Origin of the sequence: Rathayibacter tanaceti (assembly GCF_001634385.1) — a bacterium.
GTDB lineage: Bacteria > Actinomycetota > Actinomycetes > Actinomycetales > Microbacteriaceae > Rathayibacter > Rathayibacter tanaceti.
The window spans coordinates 14,598-36,745 of the sequence record NZ_LIIN01000004.1 but is presented as its reverse complement, the minus strand read 5'-3'; the positions used below and the strand labels follow the sequence as shown (position 1 = coordinate 36,745).

The following is a 22,148-nucleotide window of genomic DNA, read 5'->3' as shown; positions in this document are numbered from 1 at the left end:
CGTGCCCGATGAGGCCACGGAAGGAGCCGGGAGTCGTCCGGTGGCCTTCCTGCCCTGGGTCGATCAGGACTCGGCGACCGCGCATCCCGTCGACCGGGAGAGTCCGGCCGTTTCGTCGCCGAGGTCGGGCGGTGAGGGCGAGGCACGGTCTCTGCCCGGCCTCGCCTCCTCGGAGCGGATCGCGGAGCTCTCGGCCCACGTCGCTCGGCGGGCACCTGCGTTCGACGCTGTCGGAGAAGAGGGCGCCCCGGATGATTCCTCCTGGGTCGACTCCGACGAGGTCGAGCGGGAGGAGATCGATCCCGAGCAGGTCGCTGACCGCATCGTGCGAGGGCTCTCCCGCAAGAGCCTTTCGGTCGCCGAGGTCCAGGCCCGCCTCTACACCGAGGGCGTCGCCGAGAAGGACGCGGTGGACATCGTCGAGCGCTTCACCCGATTCGGCTACCTCGACGACCTCCGGATGGCGGAGCAGCTCGTCGCGTCCCTGCGCGACCGCAAGAAGCTGGGCCGCTCCTCCATCCAGCAGGAGCTGCGCAGTCGCAAGCTCGATCCTGACGCGATCGCATCGGCGCTCGACGAGCTCGACGGCGACGACGAGTACCGTACGGCTCTCGAGTTGGCTCGCAAGCGTCTTCCCAGCCTGCGTTCACTCTCGGACGAGGTCGCCGAGCGCCGGCTGACGGGCTTCCTCGCCCGCCGCGGCTATGCGGGAGCGCTGGTTCAGCGCGTTGTGCGCGAGACCGTTCGCTCTTCCGGCTCGGGCGTCCGCTTCCGGTGAGCGTCCCCGGGCCGGAGGGCGCGGCACGGCGCGTAGAATCCCACTCCATGAGCACGCCCGGTACCGCCCCGTCCTCCGTCGCCGACTCCCGGCCTCGGACCTACGAGGTCCGCACTTTCGGGTGCCAGATGAACGTCCACGACTCCGAGCGCCTCAGCGGCTCCCTCGAAGCGGCCGGTTACGTTCCGGCGGATGGGGTGGAGGCCGATGTCGTCGTGATCAACACCTGTGCCGTGCGTGAGAACGCCGACAACAAGCTGTACGGCAACCTCGGGCACCTCGCATCGGTCAAGCGGCGGCACGAGGGGATGCAGATCGCCGTCGGAGGCTGCCTCGCGCAGAAGGACAAGAACGTCATCCTCGAACGAGCCCCCTGGGTCGACGTCGTCTTCGGCACGCACAACATGGGCGCTCTGCCCAGCCTCCTCGAGCGCGCGCGGCACAACGACGAAGCACAGCTCGAGATCCTCGAATCACTGGACGTCTTCCCGTCTACCCTGCCGACCAAGCGCGACTCCACCTACAGCGGCTGGGTGTCGATCTCGGTCGGCTGCAACAACACCTGCACCTTCTGCATCGTGCCCTCGCTGCGCGGCAAGGAGAAGGACCGCCGTCCGGGCGATGTCCTCGCGGAAATCCAGGCGCTCGTGGACGACGGCGCGATCGAGGTGACCCTCCTCGGTCAGAACGTCAACTCCTACGGTGTCGAGTTCGGTGACAGGCAGGCGTTCTCGAAGCTGCTGCGCGCGGCGGGCACCATCGACGGGCTCGAGCGCATCCGCTTCACCAGCCCGCATCCCGCCGCCTTCACCGATGACGTGATCGACGCGATGGCCGAGACCCCGGCCGTGATGCCGCAGCTGCACATGCCGCTGCAGTCCGGTTCCGACCGCATCCTGCGGGCGATGCGGCGCTCCTACCGCTCCGACCGCTTCCTCGGGATCCTCGACCGCGTTCGGGCGCGCATCCCGAATGCCGCCATCAGCACCGACATCATCGTCGGCTTCCCCGGCGAGACCGAGGAGGACTTCCAGGAGACGCTCCGCGTGGTCGCGGAGGCGCGCTTCGCCTCGGCCTTCACCTTTCAGTACTCCATCCGACCCGGCACCCCCGCAGCGGGCCTGCCCGACCAGATCCCCAAGGCCGTTGTGCAAGAGCGTTACGAGCGCCTCGTCGCCTTGCAGGACGCGATCAGCGAAGAAGAGAACCGCGCGGTCGTCGGCCGCCAGGTCCAGGTCCTCGTCGCTACGGGCGAGGGCCGCCGCGACACCGAGACCCGTCGGCTGAGCGGGCGGGCGGAGGACAGCCGCCTCGTCCACTTCGACGTGCCGACCGGCTCCGAGCGGCCCCGCCCCGGCGATGTCGTCTCGGTGCTCGTCACTCGCGCTGCGCCCTTCTACCTGCTGGCCGATTCGCCGGACGGTGCGCCGTTGACGATCCGTCGCACGCGCGCAGGCGACGCCTGGGATCGCGCGCAGACCGAGTCGTGCGGAGCGCCCGCAACTGTCGGTGCGCCCGGCGCCCCGGGTCTCGCTCGGTCTGCCGTCGCTCCGGGTCCGCGGCAGCAGCACCCTGACGACGCCGATCTACGACGCCGCCGATGGCGAGCGCTGATCCTGCGGCTCGCGTTCCCCAGCTGATCGCGATCGTCGGCGCCACCGGTACGGGTAAGTCCGAGCTCTCCCTCGACCTCGCGGAGTCGGTGTGCGCGGACGGCGGGTCGGCCGAGGTCGTCAATGCCGACGCCATGCAGCTCTACCGCGGCATGGACGTCGGCACCGCCAAGCTTCTGCTTGACGAGCGCCGGGGCGTGCCGCACCACCTGCTCGACGTGCTCGACGTCACGGAGGAGGCCTCGGTCGCTCGCTACCAGCGCGAGGCGCGGGCCGCGATCGAGGGGATCCTCGCGCGGGGTGGGACGCCGATCCTTGTCGGCGGTTCCGGACTCTACGTCTCGAGCGTCCTCTTCGAGTTCTCCTTCGCCGGAACCGACCCGCAGGTCCGCCGACGGCTGGAAGAGACGGCGGAACGGGAGGGCCTCGGCGTCCTTACGGAGCGGCTGCGGAGGATCGACGCCGCCGTCGCCCAGCGGATCGGCCCGCACAACGCGCGGCGGATCATCCGAGCCCTCGAGATCGCCGAGCTGAACGGCGGAAGCACGCACAGCGGCCTGATGTCCGACGACCCCCTCGCGTGGCGGTCGGCGGCGATCCTGCTCCTCGAAGCGCCGCGCGACGAGCTGGTGCGGCGCCTCGACCGCCGCGTCGAACGGATGTGGGCCGGTGGCATGCTCGAGGAGGTCGAGGGTCTCGTCGCTCGCGGCATCGAGCGGGGCGTCACCGCGGGCCGCGCGATCGGCTACGCCCAGGCCCTGGCACAGCGTGCGGGCGATCTGACCGAGCAGGAGGCGATAGCGGCCACCCAGGCGCTCACGCGCCGATACGCCCGCAGGCAGAACAGCTGGTTCCGGCGGTACGCGGGCGCGCACCGCCTCCCGTACGACGCCCCCGACCTCGCGGCGCGAGCGCGCGCCGCCGCCCAGGTCGCCGTTGCGGCTCCTCGCTAGGCTGTGCGCCATGACCATCGAGCTGCACTTCACCAAGGGCCAGGGCACCGGCAACGACTTCGTGCTCTACAGCGACCCCGACGGTGAGGTCGAGCTCTCGCCCGCGCAGGTCGCGATGATCTGCGACCGCCATTTCGGCGTCGGCGCCGACGGAGTGATCCGGGCCGTCCGCTCGCGAGCACTGCCCGAGGGGGCCGTCGCGCTCGCGGAGGAGAGCGAGGCGGAGTGGTTCATGGACTACCGGAACGCCGACGGATCGGTCGCCGAGATGTGCGGCAACGGCATCCGCGTGTACGCCGCCTTCCTCCTCGCCGGTGGTCTCGCCTCCCTCGAACCCGGCGACACTCTGCCCATCGGCACCCGTGCCGGGGTCCGCGATGTGACCCGCAGTGGCGCCGGCTTCCAGGTCGACCTGGGACGCTGGCAGCTCGCCGGTGGCGAGCCGCTCGTCCGGGCGAAGGAGCTGAAGGTCGCGCGTCCGGGTCTCGGGATCGACCTCGGCAACCCTCACGTCGTCGTGGCGCTGAGCAACGACGAGGAACTCGACTCGGCCGACCTCACCTACATCCCGCAGCTCGAGCCCGAGCCGGCCGACGGCGCCAACATCGAGTTCGTGGTGCCGGGTGAGCCCCTCGTGCACGACGGCATCGGCCGCATCCGCATGCGGGTGCACGAGCGCGGCAGCGGCGAGACGCTGAGCTGCGGCACCGGTGCGGCCGCGGCGGCCCTGGCCGTGCGCTACTGGGCAGGGGCCCGTGCGCCTCAGTCCTGGCGCGTCGAGGTGCCGGGCGGCGTGCTGGGCGTCAGCATGTTCGCCACCGAGGAGGGCGAGCACGTCGGCCTCTCCGGCCCGGCCGAGCTCGTCTTCACCGGCACCATCCGCATCGACTGACCGGCCGACGCCGCTTCAGTCGAGTCGGGTGGTCCGGAGGACCCGGAAGCCCTTCGCGGAGGAGGAGCGCTCGACGTCGAGTCGTCCTGTGAACGCCTGCTCGAGCCAGCTCTGGAGCGAGTCGGAGCCGAGGTTGCGCTGCACGACGAGCCAGGCGTCGGCCCCTTCCTCGAGGCGGGGAAGCCAGCGCTCGAGCAGCAGGTGCAGCTCCTCCTTACCGATCCTGATCGGCGGGTTCGACCAGATGGTGCGGAAGCTGATGTCCTCGGGAACATCCTCGGGCAGCACCGCGTTGATGGTAGAGATGCCGAGTTCGTCGCAATTGCGACGAACGAGCTCCAGCGCACGCTGGTTGACATCGACCGCCCACACCCGGGCGTCGGGGGAGCCGAGGGCGAGCGCGAGAGCGATCGGCCCCCAGCCGCAGCCGAGGTCCAGCAGGTCGCCGTCGGCGGGAGCATCCGGAACAGCGCTCAGCAGGACACGGGTGCCGAGATCGAGGTGGCCGGGACTGAAGACCCCTCCGGCCGTCGTGACCTCGAGGTCGCGACCGGCCAGGCGGACCGGGATCCTGCGGGGCTTGAGATCACCGTCAGGAGTACTCGAGAAGTAGTGCTCGGCGGCCATGAGAAGTGAACCTATCAACACCTGAGGAGTTAGTGTTATCCGGATGACGGAAGACCTGAACGAGACCGGCACGACCGAGGGCGTCGACGTCGTCTCGAGGGTCCTGGCGAACGCGCAGTCGCGGTCGGCAGGGTACTCGCGCTTCGTCGCGGGCGGAGCCCAGGCGTTGCAGAGCACCGGCCAGGAGGGCGAGAACAGCGACGGCGAGCAGTTCGATCGCGATGACCGGCAAGCTCTGCGTCGCGTCGCCGGCCTCTCCACCGAGCTCGAGGACGTCACCGAGGTCGAGTACCGTCAGCTGCGACTCGAGAACGTCGTCCTGATCGGCGTGTACTCGCAGAACTCCCTCGAGGATGCGGAGAACTCTCTGCACGAACTCGCCGCCCTCGCCGAGACCGCTGGGGCGACCGTCCTCGACGGGCTGCTGCAGCGGCGCCCGCACCCCGACCCGAGCACCTATCTGGGCAAGGGCAAGGCGCAGGAGCTCGCAGCCCTCGTCGCGGCGCTCGGCGCCGACACGGTGGTCGCCGACACCGAGCTCGCCCCCAGCCAGCGCAGAGCCCTCGAAGACGTCGTGAAGGTGAAGGTGATCGACCGTACAGCGGTGATCCTCGACATCTTCAGCCAGCACGCCAAGAGCCGCGAAGGCAAAGCGCAGGTCGAGCTCGCGCAGCTCGAGTACCTCCTCCCTCGACTCCGCGGATGGGGCGAGTCGATGTCCCGCCAGGCCGGCGGTCAGGTCGCGCCGGCGCAGGCATGGGCTCGCGCGGTCCCGGTGAGACCAAGATCGAGCTCGACCGCCGCCGGATCCACACGCGCATGGCGCGGCTGCGCAAGCAGATCACCGCGATGAAGCCGGCCCGGGAGGCGAAGCGCGCCAATCGCAAGCGCAACTCCGTCCCGTCGGTGGCGATCGCCGGGTACACCAACGCGGGCAAGTCGAGCCTGCTCAACCGGATGACGCACGCGGGCGTCCTGGTCGAGAACGCCCTGTTCGCGACCCTCGACGCGACCGTCCGCAAGGCGCAGACCAGTGACGGACGCCTGTACACGCTGGCCGACACGGTCGGCTTCGTCCGCGCGCTGCCGCATCAGCTGGTCGAGGCGTTCCGCTCGACGCTCGAGGAGGTGGCCGACTCCGATGTGATCGTCCACGTGGTGGACGCGTCGCACCCCGACCCCGCGGGGCAGATTGCCACGGTCCGCGACGTGATCGGCGAGGTCGGTGCGCGTACCATCCCCGAGATCATCGCCTTCAACAAGGCCGACCTGGTCGACGAGGGCACGCGCCTCGTGCTCCGGGGGCTCGCCCCGGACGCGGTCTTCGTGTCGGCGCGCAGCGGCGAGGGGATCGACGAGCTGGAGGCGAGGATCGCCGGGATCCTGCCCGAGCCGGACGTCGAGATCGATCTGCTCGTGCCCTACGACCGCGGTGACGTGATCTCGAATCTCCACCGCAGCGGCCGGATCCTCTCGACGCAGTACGTCGAGGGCGGCACGCGAGTGAGCGCCCTCGTGCACGCCGATCTCGCGGGCTCCCTCGCCCGATTCGCCGCGCCGCCCGCGGCAGTCGAGGCCTGATCCGCACTCGAAGCGCCCGTCTCGTCGAGGCGGGCGCTTCGTGCATCCCGGCGCGACACACGGCGTCACGCCGGTTCACAGATCGTCATGGACCTCGACGCCACCCCGCTGCCTTCCTACTCTGATCCGCGAGGCGCCATCCGGCGCACGGAGCGACAGCCGAGCCCGGCACCCGCCCGAACCCAGCCGACCCCTCGCGGGGACCGGGCCGAGGAACGGAGGGCACAGCCGTGTCAGTGCACCGATCAGGGACAGCTGCGGATCCCGCGTGTCCGAGCGTCCCCTTCTCGTTCGAGATCTATCCGCCGCGGACGTCCGGGGGTGCTGCCGCACTGACGAGGACCGTCGACCGGCTCGCCGCGGCCGGACCCTCGTTCGTGTCGGTGACCTACGGTGCAGGAGGCTCCTCGCGAGGCGCGTCACTGGACATCCTGCGGTACGTGCGCGAGCACACGGGCACCGAGGCGCTCGCGCACCTGACCTGCGCAGGCTCCACTCCTGCGCAGGCGAGCCGCCTGGTTCGCGAGTTCCTCGAGGCCGGGGTGACCCGTTTCCTCGCGTTGCGCGGCGACCCTCCCGCCGACGCTGCCGAGGGGGAGCCGTTCCTCGGTGAACTCGGCAGCGCCGCCGAGCTGGTGCAGCTCATCCACCGGGTCCAGGCCGAGCGGGAGCCCTATGGAGCGCTGCCGGTGCCCGGCCTGCCCCACGCCCAACGGGTGGAGGTGTCCGCTCGGCCGCACGCGCAGGTCGCGGTCGCGGCGTTCCCCAACGGGCACCCTCGCTCCCGCTCGCGTACCCAGGACATCGATGTGCTGCTCGCGAAGGAGGCGGCGGGCGCGTCCTTCGCTCTCACCCAGCTCTTCTTCCATGCTGAGGACTACCTTCGCTTCGTCGATCGCGCGCGTGCTGCTGGTCTGCGCATGCCGATCGTTCCGGGCGTGATGCCGGTGACGAGCCCCGCTCGACTGCGCCGCATGCTCGAGCTGAGCGGGGAGGACGTGCCGGCCGAGCTGGCGATCGCCCTCGATGTTGAGCCCGACGACGAGGCACGCTGCCGCATCGGAGTCGACCACGCCGCCCGACTCGTCCGCACACTCGTCGACGGCGGCGCGCCGGCCGTCCACCTCTACGCCTTCAACCGTCACGAGCCGGTGCTGGCCGTGCTGGCCGAGAGCGGGCTACTGCCCGGCTCCACGTCCCGCCCGACCGCCCTCCCTCCATCCACCCCGTCACTCCAGGAGCGAACCGCATGAGCACGACATCTGCCTTCCCGACCGGAACCGTCCTCGGCTACCCCCGCATCGGGCGCCGTCGCGAGCTGAAGAAGGCCGTCGAGGGCTTCTGGTCGGGCACGATCACCGCCGACCAGCTGGAGGTGGAGGCCGCCGCCCTGCGCAGCGAGACTCGCCGGCGTCTGCACTCCCTCGGACTCGGTCGTGACGACTCGTCGATCCCCGAGGCGCACTCGTTCTACGACCAGGTGCTCGACACGACGCTCGCGGTCGGCGCGATCCCTGAGCGTTTCGCGGATCTCGTGGTCGACGGCGCTGTCGACCTCGCCGGGTCCTTCATCCTCGCGAGAGGGGACGGCGAGCGCGCACCGCTCGAGATGACGAAGTGGTTCGACTCGAACTACCACTATCTCGTTCCCGAGATCGGACCGGAGACCGCGTTCTCGCTCGCCGACGACCGTCGGGTGCGCGAGGTCGAGGAGGCGCGTGCAGCGGGGTTCCGGACGCGTCCCGTGCTGGTCGGACCGGTCACCTACCTCCTGCTCGCGAAGCCGAGCGACAGGGCGCCCGCGGGCTTCGAGCCGCTGTCCCGCCTGGCCGATCTCCTCCCCGTCTACCGGGAGTTGATCGCCCGGCTCCGCTCCGCCGGCGCCGACTGGGTGCAGCTCGACGAGCCTGCGCTGGTCTCCGAGTCGCTCGGTGTCTCCCGCGAACGAGTGCTGGCCGCCGCCGAGGAGGCCTACGCACTGCTGTCGGAGGCGGAGGATCGCCCCGCGATCTTCGTCGCCGCGCCGTACGGCAGCCTCGGTGACGCCCTCCCGGTGCTCGTCTCGGCCGGTGTCGAGGCGGTGAGCCTCGACCTGGTCAAGGGCTCCGCCCCCGAGCACGTTCCCGGTCTTGACCGCACCGTGCTCGTCGCGGGGGTGATCGACGGTCACAACGTCTGGCGCGGTGACCTGTCAGCCGCTCTCGAGCGGGCGGAGGCGCTGCGGCCGATCGCCGCCCACCTCGCGGTCTCGAGCTCCACGTCCCTCTTCCATGTGCCCCACGACGTCGCCGACGAGCCGGACCTCGACCCGCGGCTCGCCTCCTGGCTCGCCTTCGCCGACCAGAAGGTCGAGCAGATCGCGGTGCTCGCCCGGGGGCTGCAGAAGGGACGCGGTGCCATCGGGAGCGAGCTCGCCGCCGCGGCCGCCGCCCTCGAGGACAGGCGGAACGCGCCTGGAGTGCGGGACGGCTCCGTCCGCAGCCGCGCAGCGACCCTGGTGCCCGAGAACCGTCACCGAGCTCCGGCCCCGGAGCGCCGAGCGGCGCAGAAGGAAGCGCTCGGCCTTCCCGTGCTGCCGACGACCACGATCGGCTCGTTCCCGCAGACCCGCGAGATCCGAACCGCGCGGGCGGCGGCGGGTCGGGGAGCCCTCTCGTCCGGCGAGTACGTCGAGCGGATGCGCGCCGAGATCGAACGGGTCGTGCGGCTCCAGGAGGAGATCGGCCTCGACGTGGTGGTGCACGGGGAGCCGGAGCGCAACGACATGGTGCAGTACTTCGCCGAGAACCTCGACGGATTCGCGGTCACCCGGAACGGATGGGTCCAGTCGTACGGCAGCCGGTGTACTCGGCCCTCACTGCTGTGGGGGGACGTCGCCCGCCCCGCGCCGATCACGGTCGAGTGGTCTCGGTACGCGCAGTCACTCACCGATCGGCCGGTGAAGGGCATGCTGACCGGGCCTGTCACGATCCTCGCATGGTCGTTCGTGCGCGACGACCAGCCGCTCGCCGAGACGGCGGATCAGGTCGCTCTCGCGCTGCGGGACGAGATCGCCGATCTCGAGCAGGCCGGGATCCGAATCGTGCAGGTCGACGAGCCTGCCCTGCGCGAGCTGCTGCCGCTCGAGACGGGGGCTCAGCCGCACTACCTGGAGTGGTCGGTCGGTGCGTTCCGTTTGGCGACCGGGGGAGCCGCTCCGGCGACCCAGATCCACACGCACCTCTGCTACTCCGAGTTCGGCGTGGTGATCGACGCGATCGACAGGCTCGACGCGGACGTCACGAGTATCGAGGCGGCGCGCTCGCGGATGGAGGTCGTCGGCGACATCGAGCGCTCGGGCTTCGCGCGGGGGATCGGCCCGGGGGTGTACGACATCCACTCGCCGAGGGTTCCCGGCAGTGAAGAGCTTTCCGAGCTCGTCGCCACCGCGCTGGCATCGATCGCGGCTCGCCAGCTCTGGATCAACCCGGACTGCGGTCTGAAGACGCGCGGCTACGCCGAGACGGTCGCGTCGCTACGGGCGATGGTCATCGCGGCGGCCGCTGCACGCTCTTCGCTCGTGCAGACCGCGGCGGTCTGAGGGGAGGGGCGATGAGAACGGGGTCGGTCGGCTACACGCCGATCGACCCCGTTCTCGTCCGGGCCGCTCAGACCGAGCGCAGGACCGCGACGATCTTGCCGAGCACCTCGGCCTCGTCGCCGAGGATCGGCTCGAAGTTGGAGTTGCGGGGAAGCAGCCAGGTGTGGCCGTCGCGCTGGCGGAGCACCTTGACGGTCGCCTCGCCGTCCAGCATGGCCGCAACGATCTCGCCGTTCTCGGCGGTGCGCTGCGAGCGGACGACGACCCAGTCGCCGTCGCAGATGGCCGCGTCGATCATCGACTCACCGACCACCTTGAGCATGAAGAGCTCGCCCTTGCCGACGAGTTGGCGGGGGAGCGGGAAGACCTCATCGATCTGCTGGTCGGCCATGATCGGCACACCGGCGGCGATCCGCCCGACGAGCGGCACCATCGCCGCGTCGCCGACTGTCGCCGTCGACTCGAAGGACCCGTCGTCCTCGGTCGAGCTCGGCACATCGATCAGGATCTCGAGAGCGCGCGGGCGGTTCGGGTCGCGGCGGAGGTAGCCGCTGAGCTCGAGCTGATTGAGCTGATGGGTCACACTCGAGAGTGAGGCGAGCCCGACTGCGTCGCCGATCTCGCGCATGCTCGGCGGGTAGCCGCGGCTCGACACCGAGCGCTGGATCGCCTCGAGGATCGCGAGCTGCTTGGCACTCAGATTCTTTCGGCGCCGGCCTGCCGCCGACTTCGTCTTGGCGGCCGAGGTCCCGGCCCTCTGCGCGTCGCTCACGATGCTCCCTCTCTCGGCGCGCACGCCGCGTGCGCGCCCGCCCGGTCACGAGCCGACGTCGAATGTCGGTGGTCGCTGCTGTACTGCAACCAGGCTCTCGAAACTGTATCCGTCGGGAGCCGCGGAGCGGAACATTCGTTCGAGTGTGTCGCGCCGCAGGTCTAGTACGGATGCCGCGTGCACGTCACTTGACGAACGCGTGACTCGAAGATATGTTCGGTACAGGCGTTCGGGGTGGCCCTCCCGGCCGAGGGCCACCCCGGATCCTGGTGAAAGGAGCGATCACATGACCGCACAGCTCATGACCACGCTGCACTCCAGCACGGCGCAGCCCGCGTTCGCGACGCCGTCGTTCGAAGAGGGTGCGCTCGTCGCCCGCACGCACCTGAGGTTGACGCGGCGCGGCCGTGCCGTCGTCGCGATTCTGGGGGCTCTGCCGATCGTGGCGGGTGCCTTCGTCTTCGGCCTCAACGGAGGCGGAGCGGTGGCGTCGGGCGACCCCGCCGGAGTCGAGTTCCAGTACGTCACCGTGCATGCGGGGCAGTCGCTCTGGTCGCTCGCGGAGGAGCTCGCTCCCCATGACGATCCCCGAGACGTGGTCGACGACATCCTCTCTCTCAACCAGCTCTCGAGCGCCGGCCTCGAGCCGGGTCAGCGCCTCGCGATCCCGGCACGTTACGAGACCGGGCGCTGAGCGGGTCGGCCCCTCGAGTTCGCGTCGTGCCCCCCGATAGCATCTCGGGGTGACCACACTCGATGACCTTCCCCTCCGCGACGATCTCCGGGGTAAGCACCCCTACGGTGCCCCGCAGGCCCTCGTGCCCGTGGCCCTCAACGTCAACGAGAACACGCATCCGATTCCCGACGGAGTGATCGCGGACATCGTGGAACGCGTCGCTGAGGCGCTCCGCACGGTCAACCGCTACCCGGATCGCGAGTTCCGCGAGCTGCGCGAGGCGCTTGCCGGGTACCTCGGCCACGGGGTCACCGCTGACGGCGTCTGGGCGGCGAACGGGTCGAACGAGGTTCTTCAGCACGTGCTGCAGGCCTTCGGCGGACCGGGCCGCTCGCTGCTCGGTTTCGCGCCGACCTACTCGATGTACTCGATCCTCGCGTCCGGCAGCGGCACAGAGTGGATCCCTGTCGAGCGTGAGGCCGACTTCGCGATCGGGGCGGCGTACGCGGCGGAGCAGGTCCGACGCGTCAGTCCGGACATCGTGTTCCTCTGCGCACCCAACAACCCCACCGGCACGCCGCTCGATCTCGCGACGATCGAGGCCGTCTACGAGGCTACCGAGGGAGTCGTCGTGGTCGACGAGGCGTACGCCGAGTTCGCCGGGCGCGAGGCGCCGACGGCCCTCAGCCTCCTGCCCGGTCGGCCGCGCCTCGTGGTCTCACGCACGATGAGCAAGGCCTTCGCCTTCGCGGGCGTCCGCCTCGGCTACCTCGCGGCGGACCCCGCCGTCGTCGACGCGTTGCGGCTGGTGCGGCTCCCCTACCACCTGTCCGCGCTGACGCAGGCCGCGGCGACCGCGGCGCTCGCGCACGCCGAGGAGATGCTCGCTATGGTCGGCGAGATCATCGAGCAGCGCGACCGCATGGTCTCCGGCCTTCGAGAGCTGGGGTACCGTCCGCACGCGACCGGCAGCAATTTCGTCCTCTTCGGCGGAGTGGAGGATCCGGCGGCCGTCTTCGAGGGGCTGCTCGCCCGCGGAGTCCTCATCCGGGACGTCGACATACCCGGGCACCTGCGCGTCAGCGCCGGCACGGAGGCCGAGACGACGGCGTTCCTGGAGGCGCTCGGCTCGCTGCCGGCGCCGGCGGCGGCCGCGGCCGTGGCGCTCTCCCGGGAGTGAGCGCTCTCCCGGGAGCGGTCCTCGCGCGCGAATAGACTGGGGGCATGACCCCCCCGAGCGCCGCACCCGGGCGCACAGCCTCTCTCAGCCGCGCCACCAGCGAGTCGCGTATCGAGCTCTCGCTCGACCTCGACGGCACCGGCGTCGCGGACCTCGAGACGGGCGTGCCGTTCTTCGACCACCTGCTGACCGCCTTCGCGAAGCACTCGCTCACCGACCTGCGGGTTCGCGCACAGGGCGACATCGAGATCGACATCCACCACACGGCCGAGGACATCGCCATCGTGCTCGGCACCGCCATCCGTCGGGCCCTCGGCGACAAGGCCGGGATCTCGCGTTTCGGCGACGCGCTGGTCCCGCTCGACGAGGCACTGGTCCAGGCTGTCGTCGACATTTCCGGGCGCCCGTACCTCGTGCACACCGGCGAGCCGGAGGGCTTCGCTCTGCACCTGATCGGCGGGCACTTCACCGGCTCGATGGTCCGTCACGTCTTCGAGGCCATCGCCTTCAACGCCGGTCTGACCGTGCACGTGACCGTGCTCGGCGGACGCGACCCGCACCACATCGCCGAGGCCGAGTTCAAGGCCTTCGCGCGCGCCTTCCGCCAGGCCAAGGCGCTGGACCCGCTCGTCTCCGGCGTTCCGTCGACCAAGGGCGCTCTGTGAGCCCGGCCCGCCCGTCGGTCGTCGTCTACGACTACGGCTCGGGCAATGTGCACTCGGCCGTCAAGGCGCTCGAGCTCGCGGGAGCGGACGTCGAGCTGACAGGCGACCGTCGGCGCGCGCTCGAGGCCGACGGCCTCCTTGTGCCGGGTGTCGGTGCCTTCGACGCGGTGATGTCCGCCCTCACCCGTGCGGGCGGAGGCGAGATCATCGAGACGCGGCTCGCCGGCGGGCGACCTGTGCTGGGGATCTGCGTGGGGATGCAGGTGCTCTTCGAGCGCGGCGTCGAGCGCGGTGTCGAGAGCCGGGGGCTGGGGGAGTGGCCGGGAACGGTCGATCTCCTGCCGGCGGAGGTCGTGCCGCACATGGGCTGGAACACCGTCTCCGCTCCCGAGGGCTCATTGCTGTTCGAGGGGATCGCCGACGAGCGCTTCTACTTCGTGCACTCCTACGGTGCGCGGGAGTGGTCGCTCGAGGTGATGCCGCCGTTCCCCCGGCCCGCGGTGACCTGGGCCGAGCACGGCGGGCCGTTCATCGCGGCCGTCGAGAACGGGCCGCTCTCGGCGACGCAGTTCCACCCCGAGAAGTCCGGCGCTGCCGGGCTGCGCCTACTCGCCAATTGGCTGGGCACCCTCCGCACGAACTAGGATCGGCCGGTGGTCGGCGCCTCCCGCGGCCGGCAGCGGATCCGAGACTGAGGATGACGATGAGCGAGTTCACGAAGGCCCCGGGCCTGGTCCTCCTGCCCGCTATCGATGTGGCCGGCGGCAAGGCCGTGCGACTCACCCAGGGCGAGGCGGGAACCGAGACCAACTACGGCGACCCGATCGACGCCGCCGGCGACTGGGCCGACCAGGGCGCCGAGTGGATCCACCTCGTCGACCTCGACGCCGCCTTCGGCCGGGGCGACAACCACGGCATCATGAAGAAGGTGATCCGCCAGGTCAAGGGCGTCAACGTCGAGCTCTCCGGCGGCATCCGCGACGACCGCAGCCTCGAGTCGGCACTGAGCGCCGGCGCCAAGCGGATCAATCTCGGTACGGCGGCTCTCGAGAACCCGGAGTGGGCGGCGAGCGTCATCGCTCAGTACGGGGATCAGATCGCGGTCGGCCTCGATGTGCGCGGAACCACCCTCGCGGCCCGCGGCTGGACGAAGGAGGGCGGCGACCTCTGGCACGTCCTCGATCGTTTGGAGGAGGCGGGTTGCACCCGCTACGTCGTCACCGACGTCACGAAGGACGGCACCCTCAAGGGTCCGAACCTCGAGCTGCTCGAGCAGGTCATGGCGCGCACGCACCGACCGGTCATCGCTTCGGGCGGGGTCTCGAACCTCGACGACATCGCTGCTCTGCGCGATCTCGTCCCGCAGGGCCTCGAGGGCGCCATCATCGGCAAGGCGCTGTACGCGGGCGCGTTCACGCTCGCGGAGGCGCTGGATGTCGCATCCGAGTGAGCCCCGGCCGCTCCCGGCGCACCTGACCGACTCCGCGGGGGCTCCGTGGGCCGGCCGGCATTTCGAACCGAGCGCGGCGCCGGCCGATGACGGCAGCGCTCCGGAGGCGCTGGTCGCGGCGCTCGACGAGTTCGCCGAGGGATCGCGGGGTCCGGAGGCCGTCATCGACGCGCTGCGCACGTCCAGGCTGCTCATCCCCCTGGTCGCCCGCGTCGGCGAGGAAGGCGAGGGGACAGCGGGTCTTCGGGCGGACAAGACGCAGGAGCTCGCGATCGTCACGGTGGCGGGCCCCGATGGCCGCACGGTCCTCCCCGTCTTCAGCGGAGTCGACAGCATGCGGCGGTGGGACCCCTTCGCCCGTCCGGTCCCGGTGGACGGCCGCCGCGCGGCTCTGGCCGCCGTCGCGGAGGGCACCGAGGTGATGGTCCTCGACCCGGGATCGGAGCGGGAGTTCGCGGTGCGGCGTCCGGCGCTGTGGTCGATCGCCGAGGGCGGCGACTGGCGTCCCTCGGCGGACGACCCGGACGTGATCGACGCGCTGCGCGCGGGCGCGGCGGGGGAGCCGATCGTCGCGTCGCTCGACGTCCGCGCGGGCGACCCGGCGCAGCGGCTCACCGGGCCGGAACTCGTCGTCGTGCTGCACCTACGACCGGGACTCGATCAGGAGGCGCTCGGCGCCCTGATCGCCCGCCTGGGCGAGCGGTGGGCGGCCGATGCGGTCGTGGCCGCACGAGTCGACTCCCTGACCCTGCAGCTCGCCTCCGCCTCCTGACCCGGAGTCAGGTGACCGGGCCGGTCCACTTCTCGCCGGGACCCTTGCCGATCGGGTCGGCGATGGGCGAGGCCTCGCGGAAGGCGAGCTGGAGAGTGCGCAGCCCGTCGCGGAGGCTCCGCGCGTGCATGTCGCTGATGTCGGGTGCACCGGCGGTGACGAGCCCGGCGAGTGCGTTGATGAGCTTGCGGGCCTCGTCGAGGTCGACCTGTGCTCCGGGCTCGTCGGCGAGTCCGCACTTCACGGCGGCGGCGCTCATGAGGTGCACGGCCGCCGTGGTGATGATCTCCACGGCCGGGACCTCCGCGATATCGCGGGCGGCGTCCTCGTCGGAGGCGTTCCCGCCGTCGCCGAAGCGTCGTGCGTAGTCGTCGTCGTGCTGAGCCATGGGTCCTTCGTTCGTCGTCCGTGCGTAGAGGGGTCGCGGGGCGCACACGACAGCATGCACTGCGGCCGGGTCCGCGCTGTCGCGTGGGCTGCAGGTCTGCTATGGTTGTCCGGGCTCCGAGGCATGTCCTCGGTTCGAAAGTGGAGATTCTCCCACCCGCGCTTGACCGCTTCACAAGGTTACCGGGTTAGAAGCACTCCGCCTCCGACGGTCGACCAGACCGGTGGCGGCAGGGCTGCGGCTCCCGAGGTCCGCCTCGGGAACCGCGTCACAGGGTGCGAGTGCCGTGTTGCATGCGCGACACGGACGGGACGATCACCTCTCTCGGGTGCACTGGAGAAGACTCCGGCAGCGCAGCTGCACTCACCGAGATCAGAGGAGAAACGCAATCAGCGATCCCCGTACCAACGACCGTATCCGCGTCCCCGAGGTCCGCCTCGTGGGTCCCGCCGGAGAACAGGTCGGCGTCGTCAAGATCGAGGTCGCTCTGCGACTCGCGCAGGACGCAGACCTGGACCTGGTCGAGGTCGCCCCCAACTCCAAGCCGCCCGTCGCCAAGATCATGGACTACGGCAAGTTCAAGTACGAGCAGGCGCAGAAGCTCAAGGAAGCCCGTCGTAACCAGGCGAACACGATCCTCAAGGAGGTTCGTTTCCGTCTGAAGATCGACAAGCACGACTACGAGACCAAGCGCAAGCGCGCCGAGGGCTTCCTCAAGGCCGGCGACAAGGTGAAGGCGATGATCCTCTTCCGCGGTCGCGAGCAGTCCCGCCCCGAGATGGGCGTCCGCCTCCTCCAGCGTTTCGCGGAGGACGTCGCCGAGTTCGGCCAGGTCGAGTCCACCCCGACCATCGACGGTCGCAACATGGTGATGGTCATCGGCCCGCTGAAGAACAAGTCCGAGGCGAAGGCCGAGGCCAATGCGGTCCGCGCCGCTCGCCGAGAGGCCAACACCCCCGAGGACACGGCCGAGGCCGAGTCCGTCTAGTACTTCGCCGCCCCGGCCTCGGGGCCGGTGAACGCCCCGTTCGTGGGGCACCGGTTTCGCCCCGCTGTGCGCGGTGTGACGTTCACAAGGAGAGAACATGCCCAAGATGAAGACCCACTCGGGTGCCAAGAAGCGCTTCAAGGTGACCGGCTCCGGCAAGGTCATGAAGCAGCAGGCCGGTATGCGTCACAACCTGGAGTCGAAGTCCAGCGTCCGCACCCGCCGCCTCAACCAGGACCAGGTCCTCGCTCCGCAGGACGCGAAGGTCGCCAAGAAGCTTCTCGGTCTGTAGCTCACTGCCCACGCAGTCCGCTACCTCACCGACCAGGATCGATAGGAAGAAACAGCAATGGCAAGAGTGAAGAGGGCGGTCAACGCCCACAAGAAACGTCGCGTCATCCTCGAGCGCGCCTCGGGATACCGTGGGCAGCGTTCGCGCCTCTACCGCAAGGCGAAGGAGCAGGTCACCCACTCCCTCGTCTACTCGTACCGCGACCGCCGAGCCAGGAAGGGCGAGTTCCGTCGTCTCTGGATCCAGCGCATCAACGCCGCGTCCCGCGCGAACGGCCTGACCTACAACCGCTTCATCCAGGGCCTCGCCCTGGCCGGAGTCCAGGTCGACCGCCGCATCCTCGCGGACCTCGCCGTGACCGAGCCCGCGACCTTCGCTTCGCTCGTGGCGACAGCGAAGAGCGCCCTGCCCGCTGACACCTCGGCCCCGAAGGCCGCGTAGTCGGCTGAGCCTCCCGGAGGGGGTCGCGACCGAGAGGTCGAGGCCCCCTCCGTCGTTCCCGGCCGCGTCCCTCCCGCGCGACGTGTCTGCCGGGTGCGGAAGGGCCCCGCCGATAGGCTCGCGGCATGCTCGACAATCCCCGTTCTCCCCGCGTCCGCTCCGTGGCGAAGCTCACCCGGCGCCCGGCTCGGCAGGAGACGGGGCTCTTCCTCCTGGAAGGCCCTCAGGCGGTGGCGGAGGCGCTGCAGTACCGGCCGGAGCTGCTGGTCGAGTCCTTCGCGACCCCGACGGCCCTCGAAAGGCACCCCGAGATCGTCGCGGCGGCCGAGGATGCGGCCGTCGAGATCGAGTACGTCACGGAGGACGTCCTCGATGCGATGGCCGACACGGTCACTCCGCAGGGATTCGTCGCGGTCTGCCGCCAGTTCCCGACCTCGCTCAAGGACGTCGTCGCCTCGGAGCCGCGCCTGGTCGCCGTTCTCGAAGAGGTGCGCGACCCCGGCAACCTCGGCACGATCATCCGCGCCGCCGATGCCGCCGGTGCCGACGCCGTCGTGCTGTCCGGCCGCTCCGTCGACCTCTACAACCCCAAGGTGGTGCGTTCGACCACGGGATCGCTCTTCCACCTCCCGGTCGCTGTCGGCGCTGATCTCGCCGACGTCCTCCAGCGCCTGGGGTCCGTGGGTCTGCGCTCCGTGGCGGCCGATGTGAAGGGCGAGGATCTGCTCGACGTGCGCGCGCGGGGCGACCTCGCCCAGCCGACGGTCTGGGTGTTCGGCAACGAGGCCCGAGGGCTGGAGGACGACTCGCTCGAGCTCGTCGACGGTGTCGTCGCGGTGCCGATCTACGGAGCGGCGGAATCGCTCAATCTGGCCACCGCGGCCTCGGTTTGCCTCTACGAGAGCGCCTTTGCGCTCCGTTCCTGAGAGGATCCGGCGCCAGGGCGTCGCGAAGCTGGAGAACGAGTGGGTTGTTACCCTTGGGTTAAGAATTCCCTCATGATTTGACCGGCCCATCCCCGTGTGCTTCTCTGACGGCATGGTTGCAGCCCCCCAGGACGAGCGCTCCGCCGCTCCCGCCGGTGAACCCCTCGTCGTCCTCGAGCGTGTGCAGAAGCACTACGGCGAGTTCCAGGCGCTGAAAGACATCGATCTCACGGTCCATCGCGGCGAGGTCGTCGTCGTGCTGGGCCCCTCCGGGTCCGGCAAGTCGACCCTGTGCCGGACCGTCAACAGGCTCGAGACCATCTCCGGCGGCACGATCTCGATCGACGGCCAGCGCCTTCCCGAGGAGGGAAAGGGCCTCGCCGCCCTCCGCGCCGATGTCGGCATGGTCTTCCAGTCATTCAATCTCTTCGCGCACAAGACGATCCTCGAGAACGTCACGCTCGGTCCGATCAAGGTGCGCAAGCTGCCCCGCAAGGAGGCCGAGGCTCAGGCCCGGGCGCTGCTCGACCGGGTGGGAGTCGGACACCAAGCATCCAAGACGCCCGCCCAGCTGTCCGGCGGCCAGCAGCAGCGGGTCGCCATCGCGCGCGCCCTCGCGATGAAGCCCAAGGTCATGCTCTTCGACGAGCCGACGTCGGCCCTCGACCCCGAGATGATCAACGAGGTGCTCGACGTGATGGTCGGGCTCGCCAAGGACGGGATGACGATGATCGTCGTCACCCACGAGATGGGCTTCGCCCGCAAGGCCGCCGACCGCGTCGTGTTCATGGCGGACGGCGAGATCCTCGAGGACACCGACCCCGAGTCCTTCTTCACGGCGCCCCGCACCGACCGGGCCAAGGACTTCCTCTCGAAGCTCATCACGCACTAGTCCCGGCGCGACCAGAAGCCATCCGACAGATCGGGCCCCGGACCTCCGGAGGTCGATCCGACATCGCCCGCCCCGGCGGGCCACACCCCAGGAAGGACGATCATGCGCACGAAGCTCATGTTCATGACCGCGGGACTCGCAGCAGCGACTCTCGCTCTCGCCGGCTGCGCCGGTGACTCCGGCTCGGCCGGCTCCGGCTCCGAGGGAGGCTCCTCCTACGAGGTCGCCTCGGACGTGACGGTCGAGGGCAGCCCGACGTTCGAGTCGATGAAGGCCGACGACTCCATCACCATCGGCGTCAAGGAGGACCAGCCCGGTCTCGGCTACCTCGACGCGGCGACCGGGGAGCGCTCCGGCTTCGACATCGAGATCGCCAAGTGGGTCGCGGCATCCCTCGGCTTCTCCGAGGACAAGATCAACTACACCTCGATCCCCTCCGCGAACCGCGAGGCCTCGATCGTCAACGGCGACATCGACTACTACGTCGGCACCTACTCGATCACCGACAAGCGCAAGGAGCAGGTCGGCTTCGCCGGACCCTACTTCGAGACCGGACAGCAGCTGCTGGTGGCAGCCGACAACGACTCGATCACGGGGCCGGACGACCTGAGCGCGGACACCACCGTGTGCTCGGCGACCGGATCGACCCCGATCCAGAACATCCGCACCAACTACCCCGAGGTGAAGACCGAGGAGTTCGACACGTACTCGCAGTGCGTCGACGCCCTCTCGGACGGCACCGTCGACGCCGTCACCACCGACGGCGCGATCCTGATCGGCTACGCCGCGCAGAAGCCCGACGAGCTCAAGGTCGTCGGCGAGCCCTTCAGCACCGAGCTGTACGGCATCGGCCTGGCCAAGGACGACGACGCGCTGCGCCACTTCATCAACACGATGCTGACCGAGGGTGGCGACACCTGGAGCACCATCTACGACGAGACGCTCGGACAGTCCGGCACGACCGTCACCCAGCCGTCGGTCGACGACTACTAGCAGGCGCCCCGGGCGGCGTCCGCGCCGTCCGGGGGTCTCCTCCTCCCTCGACCACCTGAACGATCCGACAGAAGGGCCCGCCGTATGGATGTCCTGTTGAACAACCTCGACGTCTACGTCCCGGCCTTCGGCAACACCCTGATCCTCTTCAGCGTCTCGCTGGTGTTCGCTCTGCTGATCGGCACGGTGGTCGGCGCGATGCGCGTCTCGCCCATCCCGATCGCCCGCGCGGTCGGCACGGTCTACGTGAACACCATCCGCAACACCCCGCTGACCCTGGTGATGTTCTTCTTCGCGTTCGGGTATCCCAAGCTCGATCTGCCGGACGTCGACTACACGAACCTCGCGATCTGCGCTCTGAGCCTCTACACCGCGACCTACGTCGCAGAGGTCCTGCGGTCCGGCATCAACACGGTGCCGATCGGGCAAGCGGAGGCCGCACGGGCGATCGGCCTCGACTTCGGCCTGACCATGACCCAGGTCGTGCTGCCCCAGGCCTTCCGCTCGGTGATCCCTCCGCTGATGAGCGTGCTGATCGCCCTGCTGAAGAACACGACCGTCGCGGCCGGCTTCTCCGTCGCCGAGGCGGGCACAATCGTCCGCGTGCTCAACGAGCGCGGCGAGAACAGCCTCATCGTCGTTCTCTGGGTCGCCCTGGTCTTCGTGGTCCTGGTCACCCTGCTCTCACTCGTCCAACGTCAGCTCGAGAAGAAGTGGAGGGTCGCCCGATGAGCTCCGTCCTCTTCGACAACCCCGGTCCGCGGGCCATCGCCCGCAATCGCATCATCGGCGCGGTGGTCGTTCTGGTGATCGCGGCGTTCCTCGCCTTCGTGATCTGGCGTTTCGCGGAGTCCGGCCAGTTCAGCGCCTCGAAGTGGCGTGCGTTCGGCTACCCGCTGGTATGGCAGAGCATCGGAGCTGCGCTCGGCCAGACACTCGCCGCCTTCGCGACCGCCGGAGTCGCCAGTCTCGTCCTCGGTCTCGTCCTGGCGATCGGCCGCCTCTCGGACCGCCGCTGGGTGAACATCCCGGTCACGCTCTTCATCGAGCTCTTCCGGGCGATCCCCGTCCTGATCCTGATGATGCTGATGTACTACGGCCTGCCGTTCGCGGGACTCAAGCTCAGCCCGTACCTCGCCGTCGTGATCGCGCTCACTCTCTACAACGGCTCCGTCTTCTCCGAGATCTTCCGCGCCGGCATCGAAGCGCTCCCGCGCGGCCAGAAGGAGGCGGGCTACGCGATCGGGCTGCGCAAAGCCGGTGTGATGCGGCTCATCCTGTTCCCGCAGGCCATCCGCTCGATGCTGCCCGTGATCATCGCCCAGCTCGTCGTCGCCCTCAAGGACACGGCGCTCGGCTCGATCATCACGTACAACGAACTGCTCTACTACGCGCGCTACCTCGGCAACCAGTCGAGCCTGGACAGCCCGATCATTCCGGCGGCCATCGTCATCGGCGCGATCTACATCGGTATCTGCCTCCTCCTCTCCGGCCTCGCGAAGTGGATCGAGGTCCGTACCAAGAGCGGCGGCCGCGGCGGCCGCACCATCGGCGGGCACCCGGCGGCACGCGCGACCACCGACACGCAGCTCCTCGCTGTGCAGGACTGAAGGGCACGGAGCGCGATCCGTGCTGTTGCTGCGGGGGTCGGTCTCTGGATCGGCTCCGAGGCCCGGACGGGGAAGCCTC

The 22,148-nt window shown here is 69.9% G+C and carries 22 protein-coding genes and 2 pseudogenes; 21 read left to right on the top strand and 3 right to left on the bottom strand.

Annotated features, from left to right (window positions below):
* The first annotated feature begins 40 nt into the window (after positions 1–40).
* The 4 genes and pseudogenes from ACH61_RS01135 (at position 41) to dapF (ending at position 4,236) form a co-directional block, all read left to right on the top strand.
* Positions 41–778, top strand: a complete 738-nt coding sequence (locus ACH61_RS01135; protein ID WP_158286134.1) for a regulatory protein RecX — start codon at positions 41–43, stop codon at positions 776–778.
* A gap of 47 nt (positions 779–825) precedes the next feature.
* Positions 826–2,392: pseudogene (gene miaB / locus ACH61_RS01130) on the top strand (tRNA (N6-isopentenyl adenosine(37)-C2)-methylthiotransferase MiaB).
* Complete coding sequence (gene miaA, locus ACH61_RS01125) at positions 2,379–3,344, top strand: tRNA (adenosine(37)-N6)-dimethylallyltransferase MiaA (RefSeq protein ID WP_068207515.1); 966 nt, start codon at positions 2,379–2,381, stop codon at positions 3,342–3,344. The pseudogene miaB and the gene miaA overlap by 14 nt, the downstream one beginning before the upstream one ends.
* A 10-nt stretch (positions 3,345–3,354) precedes the next feature.
* Entirely contained in the window at positions 3,355–4,236 is an 882-nt protein-coding gene (gene dapF / locus ACH61_RS01120; protein WP_068207512.1) for a diaminopimelate epimerase, read from the top strand.
* Between the two features lie 15 nt (positions 4,237–4,251).
* On the opposite strand, the gene ACH61_RS01115 is transcribed toward dapF, so the two are convergent.
* The gene (locus ACH61_RS01115; protein ID WP_068207510.1) at positions 4,252–4,863 is read right to left on the bottom strand and encodes a class I SAM-dependent methyltransferase; all 612 of its coding nucleotides are present in this window, start codon (positions 4,861–4,863) and stop codon (positions 4,252–4,254) included.
* A gap of 43 nt (positions 4,864–4,906) precedes the next feature.
* Between ACH61_RS01115 and hflX the strand changes: the two are divergent.
* The 3 genes and pseudogenes from hflX (at position 4,907) to metE (ending at position 10,024) form a co-directional block, all read left to right on the top strand.
* Positions 4,907–6,444, top strand: a pseudogene (hflX, locus tag ACH61_RS01110) (GTPase HflX).
* A gap of 230 nt (positions 6,445–6,674) precedes the next feature.
* Positions 6,675–7,697, top strand: coding sequence for a methylenetetrahydrofolate reductase (locus ACH61_RS01105; RefSeq protein ID WP_236713480.1), 1,023 nt, complete (start codon positions 6,675–6,677; stop codon positions 7,695–7,697).
* The gene (gene metE / locus ACH61_RS01100) at positions 7,694–10,024 is read left to right on the top strand and encodes a 5-methyltetrahydropteroyltriglutamate--homocysteine S-methyltransferase (RefSeq protein ID WP_068207506.1); all 2,331 of its coding nucleotides are present in this window, start codon (positions 7,694–7,696) and stop codon (positions 10,022–10,024) included. Before ACH61_RS01105 ends, metE begins: the two co-directional genes overlap by 4 nt.
* Positions 10,025–10,091: 67 nt before the next feature.
* On the opposite strand, the gene lexA is transcribed toward metE, so the two are convergent.
* Complete coding sequence (lexA, locus tag ACH61_RS01095) at positions 10,092–10,796, bottom strand: transcriptional repressor LexA (protein WP_082844917.1); 705 nt, start codon at positions 10,794–10,796, stop codon at positions 10,092–10,094.
* Positions 10,797–11,082: 286 nt separating this feature from the next.
* Here lexA and ACH61_RS01090 point away from each other — a divergent pair, with 286 nt between their 5' ends.
* From ACH61_RS01090 to ACH61_RS01065, 6 genes are read left to right on the top strand one after another with little or no spacing between them, the layout of a single operon-like run.
* Positions 11,083–11,490: a LysM peptidoglycan-binding domain-containing protein gene (locus ACH61_RS01090; protein WP_236713479.1), complete on the top strand. Its 408-nt coding sequence runs from the start codon at positions 11,083–11,085 to the stop codon at positions 11,488–11,490.
* A 49-nt stretch (positions 11,491–11,539) separates the two neighbouring features.
* Entirely contained in the window at positions 11,540–12,652 is a 1,113-nt protein-coding gene (locus tag ACH61_RS01085; protein WP_068207503.1) for a histidinol-phosphate transaminase, read from the top strand.
* 44 nt (positions 12,653–12,696) lie between these two features.
* Positions 12,697–13,317: an imidazoleglycerol-phosphate dehydratase HisB gene (gene hisB, locus ACH61_RS01080; RefSeq protein ID WP_068207500.1), complete on the top strand. Its 621-nt coding sequence runs from the start codon at positions 12,697–12,699 to the stop codon at positions 13,315–13,317.
* Complete coding sequence (gene hisH / locus ACH61_RS01075; protein ID WP_068207497.1) at positions 13,314–13,961, top strand: imidazole glycerol phosphate synthase subunit HisH; 648 nt, start codon at positions 13,314–13,316, stop codon at positions 13,959–13,961. The genes hisB and hisH overlap by 4 nt, the downstream gene beginning before the upstream one ends.
* A 59-nt stretch (positions 13,962–14,020) precedes the next feature.
* Complete coding sequence (priA, locus tag ACH61_RS01070; RefSeq protein WP_068207599.1) at positions 14,021–14,767, top strand: bifunctional 1-(5-phosphoribosyl)-5-((5-phosphoribosylamino)methylideneamino)imidazole-4-carboxamide isomerase/phosphoribosylanthranilate isomerase PriA; 747 nt, start codon at positions 14,021–14,023, stop codon at positions 14,765–14,767.
* Positions 14,751–15,539: an SseB family protein gene (locus tag ACH61_RS01065; RefSeq protein ID WP_068207495.1), complete on the top strand. Its 789-nt coding sequence runs from the start codon at positions 14,751–14,753 to the stop codon at positions 15,537–15,539. Before priA ends, ACH61_RS01065 begins: the two co-directional genes overlap by 17 nt.
* 7 nt (positions 15,540–15,546) lie before the next feature.
* Here ACH61_RS01065 and ACH61_RS01060 read toward each other — a convergent pair whose 3' ends face one another.
* Positions 15,547–15,927, bottom strand: a complete 381-nt coding sequence (locus tag ACH61_RS01060) for a DUF1844 domain-containing protein (RefSeq protein ID WP_068207492.1) — start codon at positions 15,925–15,927, stop codon at positions 15,547–15,549.
* Positions 15,928–16,366: 439 nt separating this feature from the next.
* Here ACH61_RS01060 and infC point away from each other — a divergent pair, with 439 nt between their 5' ends.
* The 8 genes from infC (at position 16,367) to ACH61_RS01020 (ending at position 22,069) form a co-directional block, all read left to right on the top strand.
* The gene (gene infC / locus ACH61_RS01055; protein ID WP_374952931.1) at positions 16,367–16,915 is read left to right on the top strand and encodes a translation initiation factor IF-3; all 549 of its coding nucleotides are present in this window, start codon (positions 16,367–16,369) and stop codon (positions 16,913–16,915) included.
* A 97-nt stretch (positions 16,916–17,012) separates the two neighbouring features.
* Positions 17,013–17,207, top strand: coding sequence for a 50S ribosomal protein L35 (gene rpmI / locus ACH61_RS01050; protein ID WP_055793295.1), 195 nt, complete (start codon positions 17,013–17,015; stop codon positions 17,205–17,207).
* Positions 17,208–17,264: 57 nt separating this feature from the next.
* The gene (gene rplT / locus ACH61_RS01045; protein WP_068207490.1) at positions 17,265–17,648 is read left to right on the top strand and encodes a 50S ribosomal protein L20; all 384 of its coding nucleotides are present in this window, start codon (positions 17,265–17,267) and stop codon (positions 17,646–17,648) included.
* Between the two features lie 125 nt (positions 17,649–17,773).
* The gene (locus ACH61_RS01040; RefSeq protein WP_068207486.1) at positions 17,774–18,574 is read left to right on the top strand and encodes a TrmH family RNA methyltransferase; all 801 of its coding nucleotides are present in this window, start codon (positions 17,774–17,776) and stop codon (positions 18,572–18,574) included.
* 112 nt (positions 18,575–18,686) lie between these two features.
* Positions 18,687–19,466 (top strand): amino acid ABC transporter ATP-binding protein, encoded by a 780-nt coding sequence (locus ACH61_RS01035; protein ID WP_068207593.1) that lies wholly within the window; start codon positions 18,687–18,689, stop codon positions 19,464–19,466.
* Positions 19,467–19,568: 102 nt separating this feature from the next.
* A complete protein-coding gene (locus ACH61_RS01030; protein ID WP_132505639.1) occupies positions 19,569–20,459 on the top strand; it encodes a glutamate ABC transporter substrate-binding protein in 891 nt (296 codons plus the stop codon).
* 84 nt (positions 20,460–20,543) lie between these two features.
* Entirely contained in the window at positions 20,544–21,191 is a 648-nt protein-coding gene (locus ACH61_RS01025) for an amino acid ABC transporter permease (RefSeq protein ID WP_068207481.1), read from the top strand.
* On the top strand, positions 21,188–22,069 hold the full coding sequence (locus ACH61_RS01020) for an amino acid ABC transporter permease (protein ID WP_068207591.1): 882 nt from the start codon (positions 21,188–21,190) through the stop codon (positions 22,067–22,069). The genes ACH61_RS01025 and ACH61_RS01020 overlap by 4 nt, the downstream gene beginning before the upstream one ends.
* The last annotated feature ends 79 nt before the right edge of the window (positions 22,070–22,148 follow it).